Origin of the sequence: Pseudanabaena cinerea FACHB-1277 (assembly GCF_014696345.1) — a bacterium.
In the GTDB taxonomy this organism is placed as follows: Bacteria; Cyanobacteriota; Cyanobacteriia; order Pseudanabaenales; family Pseudanabaenaceae; genus Pseudanabaena; species Pseudanabaena cinerea.
On sequence record NZ_JACJPY010000003.1, the window covers coordinates 55,687 to 69,758 of the forward strand.

Here is a 14,072-nt window from a genome sequence, read left to right on the forward strand (position 1 = left end):
AAACCCAAAAATCTTTTTGAATTTGATATAGCCTATGGAAGCTTGAGGTGGTGCCAAAAGATATTTCAAAGGTCTTTTTGGGTGATAAATCAGCGCAAAGCGCTGTATTAATAATTACTAGCGGTTTTACGGTGATGGATTTCGGTCAAGCTATTTGTCTTCAATACCTTCCCATTTTGGGCTGTGGCGTAGATTAGCCAATGATCACCGCACTCCATTCTCTGGGCTACTTGGCATTCTAAATATGCTAGACAATCAGTGAGGATCAGTCCCCCTTCCGTTGATTCAATTTTGACATCTTGAAAGCGATCTTCGCCAGGGGCATACTTTTTCATGAAGTATTTGTGAAGCTGTTTGCCTTGCTCAAGGATATTGAGAACAAAGCGATCGCCTTCGTAGAGATAGGACTCTACGGCGCGATCTTTAGCAACAGAGATCGTTAGCCCTGGAGGGTTGAAAGACGCTTGAGAGACCCAAGAGGCAAGCATCGCTGTAGAGATTTCGCCACGTTTGACAGTCAGCACCGACATTGAGCCAATGATCCGACCCACTGCCTGCTCTACGGTGCTGCCAGGGTTGAGGGTAGTGCGAACTTTTTTGAGACGTTTGAGGTTTTGGGCGAAGTCTGTACCTGTTTCTTCGCAAAGTTGCAAGGTTGCTTCGGTGGGGGTAAATTTGACGCGAATTGGCTCAAAGGCGAGGATATAGCCCGCATCTTTTAGCTTACCTGCGATTATATCCACGGCTTCACCGCTCCAGCCATAGGAGCCGAATACACCCGTCTGATAGCTTTTAGAGGCGGTGGACAGCACAATGCCAAGGGCAGTCTGTACCTGTGTGGGCAGGTGTCCGCCGAGGGTGGGTGAGCCAATTAGGAATCCTGAAGACTTTTCGATCGCCGCCTTAATTTCTTCGGGTTCGGCATTTTCGCAATTGATCAATTCCACAGCTACTCCCGCCTTAGTGATCCCTTTAGCGATCGCATTGGCAAGGGTGGTGGTATTGCCGTAGGCAGAAGCAAACAGGAGGGCTACAGAAATATTTTGCTGTTTTTGGTTATCGCACCATTGACGGTATAGCTTGACCAGTTCATTAAGACCATAGCGCAGCATTGGTCCGTGGGCAGGAGCATAAAAACTGGCAGGAATGTCTGCTAGTTTATCTAAAGCTGCTTCAACTTGGCGCACTTGATTGACCATAGTGCTGTCGAAATAGTAGCGACGATCGCTAAGTAGTTGACTCCAACCCTCATCAAATATCTGATCGCCACAAAGATGCGCGGCAAATAGTTTGTCAGTGTAAAGAATTTGGGCTTTGGGGTCATAGGTACAGAGTGCGTCAGGGTGGCGTGGGGTTGATGTGGGGATAAACTTGAGGGTATGACCTTTGCCGAGATCGAGGGTTTCTTCACCGCGTACTGTTTGGATTTTAATATTTTCGCCTAGTCCTTGCCGCAGTGCGATCGCCCCTGGATTGGTGCAGATAAACGTGAGGCGATCGTTTTTAGCGAGCAATGCTTTGAGGGTTTCGATACGGTTTTGGTTCACATGACCCAAAATGACATAGCTAATATCTAGAATATTGGTGCGTAACATGAGTTCACGCAAATATATTTCTGTAAAAGTCTCCCCTGGTGGGTCAATCAATGCCTGCAAATTGCCTTGAATCAAAAATGAATTGGCGGTTGTTCCCTTCTCTAGGCCGTACTCCACCTCAAAGCGCAAACGGTTCCAACTGCGCGATCGCATGGCAATAGTTTCGGCGGCAATGTAGGCGGTTTGGACATCGCGGGGTTTAGTAGAAGACTTAGCAAAAGACTTAGCAAAAGACATTGTTAGCTCCAAACATATATAAGGATGTTAGCTTTAGTGTACTGACTCAATGACCTGATTGATTGAGATTTTAAGCAAGCGCAAAGCGTCATATTTCATGCGCCCATGCCTGAATAATGCTTAATGCCCTTTTGCCATAGCCATTGTTTTGTCACAAAAGCGATCGCCATCCATCCCAACATCACCAAAATCCCTTGCCAAATATTTACCGTCTTACCAATCAAAATTGCCGCAGGGAAATAGACCATATAGGGAAAAGGTGTAAACATGACAATATCGCGCATAAGTGGCGGAAATAGATCCAATGGCGCAATAATTCCTGACAGGAAAATGTATAGCAAAAACCAAAACTGCTCTAACGCACTGGCTCTCTCTGTCCAAAAGGAAAATAGGGCAAATACATATTGAATTAGAAAGCGCAAACTAAAGGCGATCGCCACCGTGATGATGGCGGCTAAAGCATTAGTAAAGGAGGGAACCCAAAAAGATTGTGGATAAATCATAAAAAATAGAACGACTAAACCCACCAACAAAGGAAATCTTGCCCAGCGTTCGGCGAGATGTCCTAGAAAGTGATGCCAAAATGGAGCAACGGGCTGCAACAGGCGATGGGAAAGCTGTCCTGAAACTAAATCGTTCTCAAAGTCCCAAATCACCCAAACGATATTGAACTGGCGCACGATAAATACAGCTAAAAAGTAGCGAATAAACTCAATGGAAGTTAGGGCAATTTCCTTGGCTTCAGCAGCTTTAAGCCAAGCTCCCATTAAAATAAATGGCAGAACATTAGATAGCATCCAAATAAATAGTTCCGCCCGATATTCGAGCATATAGGCGTAGTAGGTGGTGAAGAGCGTATGGGTGACCCGCCAACTATGCGCTAGTTGCTGGGAGATATTTTTTGAGATAGATTTAGGCATTGTGATGATAAATTGTTCAAACTATAGCGTTTTGGCAATGGTTGGATGAGATGTGGAGGCAATGCCAAGCATGACAATAATTGCTTCGTCTCGCTTCATAGGACTACTACCTTAGTGCGTATACATCAGTGCGTATACATCAGTGCGTATACATCAGCCTACTCATGTAAAATAAAATCATGATTACACCTCTCAAACGTAAAAGCTTTGATGAACTGATTCCAGCCGTGCCGACGGCTGAGCAGTATCAATACTATTGGGGCGATGGTCAGAGTGTCTTTCGCCGAGTTGCCATTTCCATTGCCAGTGTAATTATTTTTACGATCCTTTACAACCGCGTCCATGAGAATAACCCCAGTAGCTTTGCGGCATTGATGATGTTTGTATGTGCAGCTTTGGGCGGTTTGTATTGGATGCTAGAGCCAGTAATCACGGCGAGTATTCGCAATGCCAAGTTACGGCGCTTTGCCTATTGTGGATTTTGGCAAGCGGAAGTTCTAGATGTTTATGTTTCCCAAGAGGTACTGGCGCGATCAGAAAAGGTGAATGCCAGAGGCAGGGTGGATGTTAGCTATGATGCTGAAAGTTTCTTGAATATTGAACTTGGGGATGAAACAGAATTTGTGACCACTTTGCGATTGCCGATGAAGCGGGAACTGAAGCGGATTCGCCCTGAGCAAACTGTATATATGTTGTTGTTTTCCAACGATCGCCGCTTTGGCAGGGTCAGCCGCCAGACCTCCGATGCCTATATCCCGCAATACAATCTCTGGGTGGGTGACTATCCCTATGTGCGCCGCGATGCTTTTATCGATTTAGCCAAGTATATCAACAAGCGATCGCCCAACCGCCAACCCCAAATCTAGCCATTTACCCAGCTATTTACCCAGCTATTTTATGAATGCCGCCAATAGTAATCATCTAGATATTCTCAAACGCTATGCTAAAGGCGATCGCGACTTTAGCGGACTTAACCTCAGTGGCATCAAGCTCAACGGCGCACAACTGAGCCATTCCGACTGGCTAGATGTAAATCTATCCAAAGCCTATCTCAACGGCGCAGTGTTATTATTCGCCTGTTTGACAAGAGCAAATATGCGCGGAGCCTTGATGACAGGCGCAAATCTTTGTGGTGCAAACCTCAATCAGGCAAGTCTGAGTAACGTCAATCTCTCTAACGCTGATTTGCATGGAGCCAGCCTTCAGGGTGCAACTTTATTTGGCGCAAATCTTAGCCTAGCAAACCTCATGGATACGAATTTGATTGATGCGGATATGCGAACCATTAATTTGAGTGGCGCAAATTTGATGGGGGCTTGTCTGCATGGTGCGAACCTACGCCAAGAAAGAGCTTTGGGCGAGCAGGAGGGCGAGGCTGGGAATAAGAAAAAGCGATCAATCGCTAATCTAGTGGGTGCAGATTTGCGGGGGGCGGATCTACGGGGCGCAAATTTGGCAGGGGCGGATCTATTTCGTGCCGATCTTAGTGGTGCAAACCTGCAAGACACCAATCTCACTGGCGCAAATCTTCAAGAAACTAAGTTTAACGATGCGCGAATGCAGGGGGTATTTCTCACCGAGGCAAACCTTAGCATGGCAGTTCTTTCGGGGGCAGTTTTAAATAATGCTAGGCTGGAGCGAGCCATGATTATTGATGCCGATCTCAATGGTGTTTCCCTCAAAAGTGCGGTGATGCCCGATGTTAAGGCAAGCCGCGTGCAGATGCGTGGGGCTGATCTCACCGATGTGAAATTAACCCGCGCCGATCTCAGTCGTGCCGATCTGCAAGGGGCGATCATGATCAGGACAAATTTAATTGAGGCTTATCTAGCACGGACAAATTTAACTGATGCAAATTTAACTGATGCCATTCTCAACCGTGCAGAGATGAGCAGTGCCAATTTAATTGGTGCAATTCTCACTGGGGCAACGCTACCCGATGGCAAGGTGCAGAAATAACACAAAAGCCTGTGCCGTTCGCTGTCGGTGATTTAGCTAAATAGAGTAATCCATAATGGCACTGTCAAACCTAATAGAACTAGACCAGTAGAGTGACAGCCAACTTGAAACTCTACTGCCAGTCCATACTCCTTACATAATTGATGATCAATCAATAAAGGAGGCATAGATACCATTATTAGAATTGTAGTTGCGATCAATTTATCTGTTTCTAAAAATGCTAAAAATGCTGCAATTACTATGGGTATTAATAGCATTTTAATGATCAAACATGATGTAATTTGGCTAGGATAAAACTTGTATTTAGATAAATTTATCTGCATTCCTATGGCCGTTAAATATAAATAAATCATTAAAGATTTCGTTTGCAAAATAATATTTGGCAAGCCATTTTTGATAAAAACACTAAAGATAATACCGACAATCAAGCTACTCAAAATAATTTTTGATTTACCGCTAACAAAATTATCTAATAACTTCCTAAAATCACAGTTGAAATCTGTTTTCTTAAGTACGCTAACCCTATTATTAACTGATGTGCTTGGGCAATAAATATGATTAGTTTTATCGATATCTAAACTTAGAGTGCTAGTCTGGCTGTGTGGTAATTTGTAAAAGCTCTTATCTAGAATTTTTAATAAAACATATCCTCCAACAGCAGCGCTGCATAGATCATATATGACCGTAATAGCAAAATATTGGTAATGGTTATGATCTAATAGTAGTAAAATAATGGGAAAAGCTATATAGCCTCCGTTACTTGTAGTGGCGGCAATTAGGAAATTTGATTGTAAATTTGGATGCCACGATGTTTGTTTAGATGGATTTTTTGTTGATGGTTTCTGCTTGGGAATTCTTGAGGAGTTATTTGGCGATTTGGCAACTATACTTTGACGATGGTAAGCATTAGCATCAAGGACATTGATTAGCTTATTGCTATATAAGAGCGTGCGAGTATTCTCATTGATTTTACTAATGTCGATCGCAATTAATCCCAAAATGCCGCCAATGGCGATCGCAATTATGCTAATTAGTGGTGCAAGCCAAAGGTCATCAATGAAGTTACTAGCGCTTACTGATGTAATGATTAAAAAAGGCATCGCCACAAAGGTTATAAACTGATGGGCATAGGATATGGCATATTTAGACAGTACGCGCCGCAGCATATAGCCAGCGACAGGAAAGCCGATCAGGGTTGCGTAAAGATAGAATAGGTTACGCATGAATTAATCTTGAAGTAGTAACTCTAGTCAATGTACTTTCTTTCTTTTCAAAAAGCTTCAGCAAAATCCAGCGTCTTGCGCTGACTAAAATCTAGAAAACTAAAATCTAGAAATAAGTTGAGCTTCGATACGACAATGTTGATGATCAACTTATTTCTGGATTACTCAAAGCCGCGATGGGCTGTAATTGATAGACATATGGCAAAGATGCAAATTGTGGTAATTGGTGGTGGAGCGGCAGGTTTCTTTGGGGCAGTCCATGCAGCCCAGAGTCACAGCCATGTGATGCTTTTGGAGGCAGGCAGACAACCGCTTGCCAAGGTGAGGATCTCAGGTGGAGGGCGCTGCAATGTTACCCATCATTGTTTTGAAGCGTCTCAACTGGTTCAAAACTATCCGAGGGGCGGTAAAGCTTTACGAGGAGCATTTTCGCGGTTTCAACCCCTTGATGTTGTAAATTGGTTTCGTGCCGAAGGGGTACAGCTAAAAACTGAAGCCGATGGCAGGATGTTTCCTGTTACTGACGACTCTGAGACAATTGTGGAAACTTTGATGCGGGCTGCTAGAAAAGCTGGCGTGGAAATACGGACTAATGTGCCTGTGCATCGGGTAGAAAAATTGGAGTATGGTAAGTTCCAGTTAACCCTTAAAAGTGGTGAAATTATTCTCAGCGATCGCTTGCTATTGGCGACAGGTAGTAGTCCTTCGGGCTATGCGATCGCGCGATCGCTAGGTCACGAAATTGAGCCACCTGTCCCTTCCTTATTCACTTTTAATATTAAGGATAAACAGCTCCATGAACTGGCGGGAGTAAGCGTCAACTCTGTGAATGTCAAATTAGTTAGTAAAGTTAATTCGCACCTAACAGTAGATGCCTCTAGTACACAAAATAAGCAGCAAAATAAACCACAAAATAAACAGCAAAATAAACCACAAAATCAGTTAGAGCAGTTAGGAGCATTACTGATTACCCATTGGGGTTTTAGTGGACCCGCGATCCTCAAGCTGTCGGCATGGGCGGCTAGGGAACTGTATGACTGCAACTATCAATCAAAATTGCTTGTTAATTGGCTGCCAGATCTTAAGTTAGAGGCTATTAAGCAAAATTTGCTTAAGGTCAAGGCAGAGCAACCTAAAAAATTCATTGCCAACTACTGCCCCCTAGCAATATCTCTGCGCCTATGGGAATATTTATTACTCAAAGCAGCCATAGCCCCCGATACGCGCTGGGCAGATCTCTCGAATAGATCTATTCAACAGTTAGGCAATATCTTGAGTGCTAGTGAATATGCGATCGCGGGTAAAGGCGCATTTAAGGAGGAGTTCGTAACCTGTGGTGGTATTCGCCTAGCTGATGTCAATTTTCAGACTATGGAGAGTAAAATTTGTCAAGGGTTATTTTTTGCAGGGGAAGTTTTAGATATTGATGGGGTGACAGGCGGGTTTAATTTTCAAAGTGCTTGGACAACTGCTTGGATTGCGGCACAGGCTATGCAAAGTTTTGCGAAGACTGGAGCCTGATGGCAGATTGCTTTGGCTTTGCTCAAGCTGTCGATCGCGTAGAATCTCGGTGGCAGTGGCATTGAGATGGCGATCACGGTAAGGAATGGCAGCACGAGTTTTGAGAAAATCAGCTTCGATTTGGGAAATTGGTGGCAAGGGCATTGGTGCAAAAGCGGCGATCGTACTGGGGGATTTGCGCCCAATGGCAGCGATCGCGCCAATCTGCAAACCTGCACTTAACAGGGCTGTCCGCACGGCGGCGGCGGCCGAATAGGTCAAGAGATAGCCATCGGGTTTGAGGCGATCGGCGAGGAGTTGCAGAAATTCCACAGTCCAAAGCTGGGGGCAATGGGGCGGCGAAAAGGGATCGAGAAAAATGGCATCAGCCCAACGCGGCGGCACTTGCTGAATAGTTTGTCGAGCATCGCCAACTAGCAATTGGATCTGGCGATCGCTAGAGGTAAAGCATTGATATTCGGCAACCTTGGTTAAAATATCGACAATTTCTGGCGACCAAATATCAATCAAGCGATCAGCAACAGCCTTTTGCGGAACCTCTAGATTATTCTCTAAGCCAATGATTTGCAAATGGGCATTGCTATGGGGTTGTGATGCCGCCGCGATCGCCGCCGCACTGTTATACCCCAGCCCATAACAGACATCGAGAATATTTAAATGCTCTTGCGTTTGCGACTTTGCCGCGATTTGGGCAGGTATCACAAACTTAGCTTCTGCTTCAATCCTTGCCCCCGCATCACTATGAAAACTCTGTTGATAGGTTTCTGACCAAAAAGTAAGCGAGCCATCCTGAGTTGGAAATAATGAAAGTCGATCCATTTTTATTTGATATTATTTTCGCCTGTGATTGATAGATTGTCCATGAATGCTCACCATATAGGGTACACAGTAAGTTAGTAATGCCGAAATCCAGCGATCGCGACTCATCTGCCCTTGGATAAAAGCATTACCGTGATTGATCAAAAAGAGTATAGACCCCACCACCAAAGCCACTTTGACACCCATAGGTACAAATTGAGGATTGACTAAACTTCCACAAAAATTTTGCAGGTCTTTAATTGCCCACCTTATACTCATTATCAAATATCCATTGTAAAAACTATTTTAAAAGATTTATCTTCCCTTCATAAAAGTACTTTAATACCAAAGCTAAAATGACTACATCCCCATTACAGCCTATTGGGGCTTTTAGTATAAAAAAATTGTAGAGCTTTCTTAAATTTAAACTCGGTCGATATAACTAAAGAGTTTGACACATCCTAATCCTATGGCAAGATCTCGATTAACTAATTATCGATTTTGGCTAAGAATAATTCTCAATGCGATCGCTATAGTACTTTTAGTGATGGCATTTCATTACCTAAATATCAATGACTTACTACAAAATATTATTAATTGGATCAAAGAACAGGGAATAATTGGCATCATCGCCTTCATCATTATTTACAATCTTGCCACAATTTTGTTTATTCCTGGCTCATTCCTCACCTTGGGAGGGGGCGCACTCTATGGAGTATTTTTCGGCTCAATCTATGTATTTATCGCTGCGACCTTGGGCGCAACCCTTGCCTTTTTAATCGGCAGATACTTTGCCAGGGGCTATATTAGCCGAAAAATTCGCAATAATATTACTTTTAGGGCGATCGATGCTGCCATCTGTAAAGAAGGATTCAAAATTGTTTTTTTGGCGCGTCTTTCACCTATTTTTCCATTTAATATGCTTAACTATGTTTTTGGAATTACCCGCGTTGCCTTAAAAGACTACATCCTAGGCTCAATCGGCATGATTCCTAGCACAATTATGTATGTCTATCTAGGCTCTCTAGCTATGGATATTACTCACCTGAATTCTCAAATAGACAATAGCCCCCAAGCCCAAATCATGCAATGGAGTCTGCGCTTAATTGGACTGATTGCCACCATAGCCGTGAGCATTTACATCGCCAGAATTGCTAAGCGATCGCTGCTGCAAATCACCAAAAACTAAGACAGATAAGCTTTGCTAGCGCTCTTAACGCAAATTGTCGGTACGAGTACCAATATCCAGAAATTGAATCAATTTCACAGGATCGGCGTTAAACATAAAAGCTCTAGAATCGGGAGTGATCTTGTAACCTTCCTTTTCGGCTGCTTTTTGGGCAGCATAGGGCAGAGGACTAGAGATTTCAAACATTAGGCGTGCGTAAGGATCATTCAGGACATCGGCGGTATTGGGGAAGGATACAGGCTGGGTATATTCTGCGGAAAGATGGATATTGTAGAGCAGTACAGAACCATCGGAAGTACTGAGCTTTTTAAGATTAGTTGCTTCTTCAGTGGGATCGCCATCGGTGGACTCCCCATCAGTAATATTGATCACCGTCGGTGGATAGCTATTGGGGTGCTTCTCAATCCATTCTTCCAAAAGAATCCTTGCTAAAGCGAACACACTACACATTGCCGTACCACCACTTGCTACGGGCTTAAACCAAATTGGGAAGTCGTTATAAACTTCCACTAGTCCACCCATGCCATCGGGCAGTTGCTGCGCCCTTTTTTCTAATTCTGTGGGGTTTTCATAGATTTTGCCAATGGGAGCGATCGGGCGATCGCTAATCACATTATCTAGGGCTGAGGCAACTTCGCTGTTATACCCAATTACCCCCACATCAAAATAATCATAAATTTCATTCCCCTTGACGCAGCGCTGTCCGAGGGAATCGAGAAGGCGGTTGACTGCATCCGCCACAGCTTGAGCCTTTTGAATGGACTCATTGGTTTTGTGGAGGCTGGCATTAACCCCTCTAGCGGTTCCAACAGTGGCAGTCTCGCGGGAGAAGGCATCAGCCATCGATCCCGATTGATCAATGAGAAAGAGAAAACAACTAGGTTGGCGGCGACTGATTTCGGCTGAGTAAGGCATATCGAATTTGCCCTGATTTTTTATGTAGTATGTCTCAAGACTTTAACCAAGTCTAGCAAAGTCGAGCGTAATTGCATGGATTGCAAACAAAGTTCGGCAATTTTACTCAATAGACGATACTGAGTCTAAAAATACTCCCTTTCCAGCCTAAAAAAAGACATTAAAAATAGACATTAAAAATAGACATTAAAAATAGACATTAAAAAAAGAACTAATTGCCCTGGCAATGCACCATGGGTCAAGGATATCGAAGCGTGCAAGTTATCAAAGACAACTTGCAAACTTCAATAAGTCCTATAAAGGGGGTGACTGCTCGGTAAATGCCTTAGTTTCAGCAATATGGCGATTGCTACAACCTTGGGTTGAATATGATGATGGTGTTACTTTGACAATCCTCAGCCTAAAGGTGTGAGGATTATTGGGTTCACTATTGCCTGTAAGACTTGCCATCGCATTGTCTTGCTCAGTGATACCTAGTTTAGCAACTAGCTTCTCAAGCGTGAATTTCCGTATGCCCTACGGTATTTGCTTTACTGTAATATAAAGCTTTGCTGGAAGCACAGGGTTTTAAGCCCAATTTTCCGACAAGCAAAATGTGCATTTTATAGATTTTGCCGCTTTTGCTGCGCCGAAGCTGAAAATAGCTACACCAGTAAGTAGCTCATCGTAATTACAGCCAGAATTATTGCCGCCCACGTAGCAGACGGCAATGATTTCTAGGTTTTTAGTTTACTTATGCTTAGCTACTTACTTGACACTGCTAGGACAGTTTTCTTCTTGCTGTAAGTAAAATGAAAACTCAAGATCTTTGCTAGGCTTATTTTTTGATTCGCAAATCAGTAAGTCTTCATTTGCGAACTGATACAGTTCACCTACTTTATCTAAATCTATGCCCTCTGTTAATCTCAAAAAGGTACTTCTTAAGTCAGAGGTATTCCCTTTACTCAAAGGGTTAGTAAACACTTTAGACTTGGCGATCGCCATTCAAAACCATGAGGGCAAAACTCTGCCAATTAATCTTAGTGAACGCCTGTTAGAGCCAGTAGACTCAGAATCTATGCATAAACTATCCATTCAAATAAATGAAGAATTATTAGGATGGATAATTTATGATGGCGCGATCGCCCATGCTCAGCAAATTGCTGACCTGATTGGGTTTGTGGTTATGCGAGAGTTTGAAAGCAAAATGTTGGCGAACGATGCTCTAGATAAATACCGCGAGATCAATCTGCTCTATACGATCGCGAGCAAAATGTCGCACTGTCTTGATGTCAAGGAAATTGCAGGATTAGTAATTGATGAAGCTAGTCGTCTGATTCGTGCCACTAGCGCCTCGGTAATGTTATATAACCCAAAATTGCATATTTTAGAGATTATTGCAGCTAGGGGGACAGCCCTCAATAATCCCTCATTAGTGATCGCGCCTAAACAAGGCATCGCTGGTCATGTGTTTGCCAGTGGCAAGCCTGAACTTTTAAATGAAGCCAGTAAAGATCCGCGCTATATTACCAATGAGAATGAATCCTATGCACTCATTTGTGCGCCAATTTGTACCAAAGACCGTGTATTAGGCGTAGTTAATATTAGTAATTCCGAACCAATTAGCTATACATCTCAAGATTTAAAATTATTTACTGCCCTAGTTACGCAAGCGTCGGGGGCGATCGAGAATGCAGTTCTCCATGAGAATAAGCTAAAAGAAGAACGCATCAAAAATAACTTAGAGAGATATCTATCACCACAGGTTGCCCAAGCGGTGATTGGTGCGAAGGGAAATGTGTCGCTGACCACTAGCAAGCGCAAGATTGCTATGTTGTTTTCTGATATTCGCAACTTCACCACCAAATGCGAGGAGTTGGAGCCAGAGCAATTAGTAGCTTATCTCAATGAATACTTTACGGAGATGGTGGATGTGATCTTTAGCCATCAGGGGACGGTCAATAAGTTTGTCGGTGATATGATTGTGGCGATGTTTGGCGCTCCTACCGCCATCACTGACCAAGAGCATTGCGCGATCGCGGCGGCGGTGAGTATGCAAAGACGACTCAAGGAAATCGCTAATACTTGGATTCGCGATAACTTTATTACAGGAATTGGTATTAGTTCTGGTGATGTGATTGTCGGTAATATTGGCTCACCCCAGCATATGGACTATACAGCGATCGGTGATGAGATGAATATTGCATCGCGGCTTCAGGGCATGGCGAAGGGTGGTCAGATTTTAGTTACTCGCAGTGTCTATGAGGCGGCGATCGCTAGTTTTGAATTTCGCGATTTTGGCACTTTGCCTGTCAAGGGCAAAAAGAATTTGGTTGAGGTTTTTGAAGTGATTTATTAACTAAGAAAGACGGAAACGCCGCAGAGCGGCGTTTTTTTAGAAAAAATCCAAGGTGCTTTGCCCCTTTTGACTTTTGAGGATATTTTTGAGGGTGTTTTCAGTAACTAGATGCGGACTAAATCGGGATAGACTGCTAACACTTCATCGCTGGTGAGCGTAAATTCATCGGATTGAGGTTCCCAAAGGACTTCAATCGCCAATAAATCATCAGTGGGGATTGAACCAATTGTCGATAGAGTAGATTGCAGGTCTGCGCTGGAGCGCAGAGTGGGCAGCTTGCTGAGAGATTCACCTGCCACCGCGATGAGCATGGTCACAATGATGTATTCACTAGGGATCTCGAAGCCGAGGGGCTTGGTACTGTCGGGAAGATTGGCAGTTGCCGTTTTACCTTGCAAAACACGACCACTAACATTACTCAACACTTCATCATTGAGCTTGCTACGCTCAGACATGACCAACCCATTGAATTTTTGTTCGGCTAGAGCAAATTTGGTGTTTTCACTGGCACTGCTGACATAAACCCAATATTCAGGGTGTCGCATGAGGGCGATCGCTGTTTCACGGGCAACAGTTGCCAACCCTTCGGCGTTGGAAGTGTCTGACTCTAGGGCAAGGCGGGTTAAGTTTTGTTGCAGCGATCGCGCCGATGCCAGTAGTCCCACCTGCACTTTGGCTACGGTCACTTTGCTATTGTTGCTGGTAATGCCTGTGCCATCGCCACTATTGCCACGAAAAGCTTGCAAAATCACACCAGCAACGATCACCAATATTATTAAACCAAATAGGCTACTGCCTCCACCAAAAAACATGGGTAGGAAGAAAAATCCACCGCCGCCGCCGCCATAGTAAGTATTGCTGCCGCCGCCATAGGAAGGCGACACAGAACGGCTAGGGGCAGAGGGGCGACTAAAGGAACTGCCACCTGCGCGTCCTGCCCCACGCAGGGCATGGGCTTCATGGGCATTACCCAATATAGCGATCGCCATGAGGGAAACAACCCCCAGCGATCGCCCCCAATTCTTGAAACTGTTGCTAGTTAAAACTTGCATAATATTAGGAAAGTTAATGCGGGATAAATTGGTCTTGACCTTGTGGATCATGTTTAGCGAAGGTGGAAGCAACTTGAGAATGAGGGAATTTAGTTTGAAAGATTTCATAAAGACGAAATTGGGAAACTTATTATAGGATGTTGATCTATAACAATTTTATGACAAGCTTCAGACAAATCTAACCCTTCACCAATAGGGTTTCCCCTATTGGCATAGATTAAGTTAAATTACAGCGCTTGGCGCTGACTTAAAACCCAGAAGTATTGTTGAGTATCAGCGTGATGTGCCGACCTTCAACAACATTTCTGCATTACTCCAAGCCTCG

At 43.9% G+C, this 14,072-nt stretch carries 13 protein-coding genes; 5 read left to right on the forward strand and 8 right to left on the reverse strand.

The window, feature by feature from the left end; all coding sequences use genetic code 11:
* Positions 1–107 precede the first annotated feature (107 nt).
* Both H6F44_RS01635 and H6F44_RS01640 read right to left on the reverse strand, forming a co-directional pair.
* Complete coding sequence (locus H6F44_RS01635) at positions 108–1,832, reverse strand: diflavin flavoprotein (protein ID WP_190349172.1); 1,725 nt, start codon at positions 1,830–1,832, stop codon at positions 108–110.
* A gap of 95 nt (positions 1,833–1,927) precedes the next feature.
* The gene (locus tag H6F44_RS01640) at positions 1,928–2,752 is read right to left on the reverse strand and encodes an ABC transporter permease (protein WP_190349173.1); all 825 of its coding nucleotides are present in this window, start codon (positions 2,750–2,752) and stop codon (positions 1,928–1,930) included.
* A 179-nt stretch (positions 2,753–2,931) separates the two neighbouring features.
* On the opposite strand from H6F44_RS01640, the gene H6F44_RS01645 reads away from it, so the two are divergent.
* Both H6F44_RS01645 and H6F44_RS01650 read left to right on the forward strand, forming a co-directional pair.
* Positions 2,932–3,618, forward strand: coding sequence for a hypothetical protein (locus tag H6F44_RS01645; RefSeq protein ID WP_190349174.1), 687 nt, complete (start codon positions 2,932–2,934; stop codon positions 3,616–3,618).
* Positions 3,619–3,649: 31 nt separating this feature from the next.
* The gene (locus H6F44_RS01650; protein ID WP_190349175.1) at positions 3,650–4,711 is read left to right on the forward strand and encodes a pentapeptide repeat-containing protein; all 1,062 of its coding nucleotides are present in this window, start codon (positions 3,650–3,652) and stop codon (positions 4,709–4,711) included.
* A 32-nt stretch (positions 4,712–4,743) separates the two neighbouring features.
* Here the strand turns inward: H6F44_RS01650 and H6F44_RS01655 are convergent, their stop codons facing one another.
* Positions 4,744–5,877 carry an AEC family transporter gene (locus tag H6F44_RS01655; protein WP_206754439.1) on the reverse strand — a complete coding sequence of 378 codons (1,134 nt, stop codon included), beginning with the start codon at positions 5,875–5,877 and terminating at the stop codon, positions 4,744–4,746.
* 255 nt (positions 5,878–6,132) lie between these two features.
* On the opposite strand from H6F44_RS01655, the gene H6F44_RS01660 reads away from it, so the two are divergent.
* On the forward strand, positions 6,133–7,455 hold the full coding sequence (locus tag H6F44_RS01660; protein ID WP_190349177.1) for a BaiN/RdsA family NAD(P)/FAD-dependent oxidoreductase: 1,323 nt from the start codon (positions 6,133–6,135) through the stop codon (positions 7,453–7,455).
* Here the strand turns inward: H6F44_RS01660 and H6F44_RS01665 are convergent.
* Together H6F44_RS01665 and nrtS are read right to left on the reverse strand one after the other, a co-directional pair.
* Positions 7,351–8,274 (reverse strand): tRNA (5-methylaminomethyl-2-thiouridine)(34)-methyltransferase MnmD, encoded by a 924-nt coding sequence (locus tag H6F44_RS01665; protein ID WP_190349178.1) that lies wholly within the window; start codon positions 8,272–8,274, stop codon positions 7,351–7,353. The two genes, H6F44_RS01660 and H6F44_RS01665, sit on opposite strands and share 105 nt — an antisense overlap.
* A gap of 12 nt (positions 8,275–8,286) precedes the next feature.
* On the reverse strand, positions 8,287–8,532 hold the full coding sequence (gene nrtS, locus H6F44_RS01670; protein ID WP_277874097.1) for a nitrate/nitrite transporter NrtS: 246 nt from the start codon (positions 8,530–8,532) through the stop codon (positions 8,287–8,289).
* 190 nt (positions 8,533–8,722) lie between these two features.
* On the opposite strand from nrtS, the gene H6F44_RS01675 reads away from it, so the two are divergent.
* Positions 8,723–9,442, forward strand: coding sequence for a TVP38/TMEM64 family protein (locus tag H6F44_RS01675; protein ID WP_190349179.1), 720 nt, complete (start codon positions 8,723–8,725; stop codon positions 9,440–9,442).
* Between the two features lie 24 nt (positions 9,443–9,466).
* Here H6F44_RS01675 and H6F44_RS01680 read toward each other — a convergent pair whose 3' ends face one another.
* The gene (locus H6F44_RS01680; protein ID WP_190349180.1) at positions 9,467–10,357 is read right to left on the reverse strand and encodes a vWA domain-containing protein; all 891 of its coding nucleotides are present in this window, start codon (positions 10,355–10,357) and stop codon (positions 9,467–9,469) included.
* A gap of 294 nt (positions 10,358–10,651) precedes the next feature.
* The gene (locus H6F44_RS01685) at positions 10,652–10,807 is read right to left on the reverse strand and encodes a hypothetical protein (protein WP_190349181.1); all 156 of its coding nucleotides are present in this window, start codon (positions 10,805–10,807) and stop codon (positions 10,652–10,654) included.
* 439 nt (positions 10,808–11,246) lie between these two features.
* On the opposite strand from H6F44_RS01685, the gene H6F44_RS01690 reads away from it, so the two are divergent.
* Complete coding sequence (locus tag H6F44_RS01690; protein ID WP_190349182.1) at positions 11,247–12,695, forward strand: adenylate/guanylate cyclase domain-containing protein; 1,449 nt, start codon at positions 11,247–11,249, stop codon at positions 12,693–12,695.
* 104 nt (positions 12,696–12,799) lie between these two features.
* Here the strand turns inward: H6F44_RS01690 and H6F44_RS01695 are convergent, their stop codons facing one another.
* Positions 12,800–13,747, reverse strand: coding sequence for a DUF1517 domain-containing protein (locus H6F44_RS01695; RefSeq protein WP_190349183.1), 948 nt, complete (start codon positions 13,745–13,747; stop codon positions 12,800–12,802).
* Between the last annotated feature and the right edge of the window lie 325 nt (positions 13,748–14,072).

What these genes read in the sequence shown, in the direction of transcription:
- H6F44_RS01635 (WP_190349172.1), bottom strand. Translation starts at nt 1,832, where the DNA reads ATGTCTTTTGCTAAGTCTTTTGCTAAGTCTTCTACTAAACCCCGCGAT.
- H6F44_RS01640 (WP_190349173.1), bottom strand. Translation starts at nt 2,752, where the DNA reads ATGCCTAAATCTATCTCAAAAAATATCTCCCAGCAACTAGCGCATAGT.
- H6F44_RS01645 (WP_190349174.1), top strand. Translation starts at nt 2,932, where the DNA reads ATGATTACACCTCTCAAACGTAAAAGCTTTGATGAACTGATTCCAGCC.
- H6F44_RS01650 (WP_190349175.1), top strand. Translation starts at nt 3,650, where the DNA reads ATGAATGCCGCCAATAGTAATCATCTAGATATTCTCAAACGCTATGCT.
- H6F44_RS01655 (WP_206754439.1), bottom strand. Translation starts at nt 5,877, where the DNA reads ATGCTGCGGCGCGTACTGTCTAAATATGCCATATCCTATGCCCATCAG.
- H6F44_RS01660 (WP_190349177.1), top strand. Translation starts at nt 6,133, where the DNA reads ATGGCAAAGATGCAAATTGTGGTAATTGGTGGTGGAGCGGCAGGTTTC.
- H6F44_RS01665 (WP_190349178.1), bottom strand. Translation starts at nt 8,274, where the DNA reads ATGGATCGACTTTCATTATTTCCAACTCAGGATGGCTCGCTTACTTTT.
- nrtS (WP_277874097.1), bottom strand. Translation starts at nt 8,532, where the DNA reads ATGAGTATAAGGTGGGCAATTAAAGACCTGCAAAATTTTTGTGGAAGT.
- H6F44_RS01675 (WP_190349179.1), top strand. Translation starts at nt 8,723, where the DNA reads ATGGCAAGATCTCGATTAACTAATTATCGATTTTGGCTAAGAATAATT.
- H6F44_RS01680 (WP_190349180.1), bottom strand. Translation starts at nt 10,357, where the DNA reads ATGCCTTACTCAGCCGAAATCAGTCGCCGCCAACCTAGTTGTTTTCTC.
- H6F44_RS01685 (WP_190349181.1), bottom strand. Translation starts at nt 10,807, where the DNA reads ATGGCAAGTCTTACAGGCAATAGTGAACCCAATAATCCTCACACCTTT.
- H6F44_RS01690 (WP_190349182.1), top strand. Translation starts at nt 11,247, where the DNA reads ATGCCCTCTGTTAATCTCAAAAAGGTACTTCTTAAGTCAGAGGTATTC.
- H6F44_RS01695 (WP_190349183.1), bottom strand. Translation starts at nt 13,747, where the DNA reads ATGCAAGTTTTAACTAGCAACAGTTTCAAGAATTGGGGGCGATCGCTG.